Origin of the sequence: Atribacter sp. (assembly GCF_035418125.1) — a bacterium.
Classification (GTDB): domain Bacteria; phylum Atribacterota; class Atribacteria; order Atribacterales; family Atribacteraceae; genus Atribacter; species Atribacter allofermentans.
Genome location: NZ_DAOLQM010000290.1, coordinates 1 through 2,546 on the forward strand (window position 1 = coordinate 1; position 2,546 = coordinate 2,546).

The following is a 2,546-nucleotide window of genomic DNA, read 5'->3' on the forward strand; positions in this document are numbered from 1 at the left end:
CCATCGGTTGTTAATGAACGATCACTACGCCTCTATCTGGCGATTAAGACTCTTATTTAAAGAGAAAAGTGGGAATTTTATACTATCCAATCTTTTCCTGGTTTAGGTGATGATTATTCCGCTACCTGTTTTGCCCAGTCAATGATGCTTGAGGATCGAGTAGGAACCTCAACCCTGGGAGATTTTAACACCGCTTTAACGGTTTATCTTATGACCCGTTTAAGTGCTGAACCGGTGTATTATGGTGATCTTCAACATATCGATAAAAAACATCGGGAGATTAAGATCATTGGAGATGGTGCCATACCACCTTCTTTAGCTGGGAAAGTTGGCCCTGCAGGATTTTCAGTTCACGGAATTCCGACTGAAGGGCAAGCCGGTGGATTATCGATACGAGCCGTTGCGAAAGTTGGAAAGGGAATTCTGGCTCGTTTAGGAAGAGTAAACGGAGAATTTCAAATGGTCATAGTTCCAGTATCGATCTTTGAGCCATCTCAGGAAACAATTATGAGCAGATTGGACGAATGTGGGATACCTTTCTGGCCTCATGGCTTTGTTACAGTGGAGGGGGATATTGATTGTTTACTGGAAAATTGGATGAATGAGTATGCTTGTTTGGGATATGGAGAAGAGCTTTATCCGGTGATGGTAGAATTTTGTAAATTAACCGGAATAACAGTGGTTTTACCATAGCAGGTTTTAATTTTGAAGCAAAAGTAACGGATAGCTTTATTGACTATAAGATGAGGGAGGGATAATTGAAGTCGAGATGGATACACTAACCAATAACTATTCTCTGAAAAAAAGACTGAGCCTTTTCTTTTTAGAAAAGAAAAATGGTGTTGCGTATTTATTGTTGGTACCAAGTTTAGTGCTTATATTCGGGATTCTAATCTATCCCCTCCTCTATTCTCTTTTTATTAGTTTTCACGACTATCTTCTCACTAAGCCCGGAATCTACAATTTTATTGGATTTGCCAACTATCTTGAAGCTTTACAGAGTAGTTTCTTTTTAAAAAGCGTCGTTCGTACCCTTTATTTTGCCTTTGCTACTGTAGGACTTGAACTGGTTTTGGGTTTAGGGGTAGCTTTAGTGCTTCAACAGAAATTTCGAGGGAGAGGTTTGGTAAGAGGTTTGATCATTCTTCCTTGGGCATTGCCAACTTCAGTGAATGGGATTATGTGGAAATGGATATATAATGCCAATTATGGGGTTCTAAATGCCCTTTTAAAGCGTTTAGGGGTGATTGAACGCTATCAAGTCTGGTTGGCCGATCCAACCCGGGCACTTCACTTGGTCATGTTAGCCAATATCTGGAAGGAAACACCGGTTGGAGTATTGATGTTTTTGGCAGTTTTAGAACAAATTCCGCGCGAACTCTACGAAGCAGCCTTAGTCGATGGAGCGAATACCCTAAAGAAATTTTGGTATATCACCCTTCCCATGCTAAAGCCGATGATTGTTACTTTAGCCATCATTAAAATCATCTGGGCAATTCGGGAATTTGATATTTTCTATATCATTACCCGGGGTGGTCCTGGAGAGGGCACTAGTGTCTTAAGCTATTACGCTTATCTTAATAGTTTCAAATTTTCACGGATGGGATTTGGAAGTGCCATTGCTTATTTAGTTATCGTTCTAGTTATTTTTATTGGTATCCCCTATTTTCGCTATATGCGAAAGCAGGAGGTTGATTAAAGATGGATATTAAAACGAAAAGGAAATTGAACCAACTATTCCTTTGGATTGCTGTCGCAGTAATCCTTATTGCAGTGTTAGCCCCTTTTCTTTGGTTAGTTATATCCAGTATATCCCATAAGGTAGATTTAACCAGTGTTCCACTACGTTTTTTCCCCAAAAAGCCAACTTTTGAGAATTATTTGAAGATATTTTATGGTGGTCGAGGAGTAACCGATGCTGCTTCTCAGTTTGGTCAATGTACAATTAATAGTCTTATTGTTGCATTTTTTGTAACTCTGATCTCAATGGTTGCTGGTTCCTTGGCTGCTTATGGATTAACCCGGCTTGATTTTCGAGGGAAAGGGTTCATTGGAACCTCGATAATTTTGCCTCAAATACTTCCTCCCATTGCTCTAATAATCCCATTGTTTTTAATTATCAATGGATTTGGATTGGTCGATACTCGGCTCTCTTTAATTTTAACTTATATTTCTTTTATTCTCCCTCTGGTAATCCGACTGATGATGGGTCATTTTGCTTCCATTCCTTCCAGCATTGAGGAGGCAGCTCGAATTGATGGGTGTACTCGAATTGGAGCATTAATGAGAATTGTCCTTCCCCTTTCAGCACCCGGAATAGCTGCCACATCGATTTTTGCTTTTATTATTGCCTGGAATGAGTTTTTCTTTGCTTTAATTTTTGCTTCAACCCAGTCGTCGAAAACCCTGTCGGTTTTGGTTGAAGAATTCAGTAGTAAATTTGGTTCTGATTTTATTTCCATGAGCACAGCCGGAGTTTTAGCCAGTCTTCCACCAGTTATTCTGGCTTTAATTTTTCAAAAGTTTATCATTCAGGGGTTAACAGC

At 39.6% G+C, this 2,546-nt stretch carries 3 protein-coding genes; all 3 read left to right on the forward strand.

Annotation, left to right across the window (positions count from 1 at the left end; genetic code table 11):
* Nucleotides 1-141 precede the first annotated feature (141 nt).
* Complete coding sequence (locus PLK24_RS10645) at nucleotides 142-693, forward strand: hypothetical protein (RefSeq protein ID WP_324478969.1); 552 nt, start codon at nucleotides 142-144, stop codon at nucleotides 691-693.
* Between the two features lie 76 nt (nucleotides 694-769).
* Complete coding sequence (locus PLK24_RS10650; protein WP_324478970.1) at nucleotides 770-1,699, forward strand: carbohydrate ABC transporter permease; 930 nt, start codon at nucleotides 770-772, stop codon at nucleotides 1,697-1,699.
* A 2-nt stretch (nucleotides 1,700-1,701) separates the two neighbouring features.
* On the forward strand, nucleotides 1,702-2,546 hold an 845-nt coding region (locus tag PLK24_RS10655; RefSeq protein WP_324478972.1), incomplete at its 3' end, for a carbohydrate ABC transporter permease.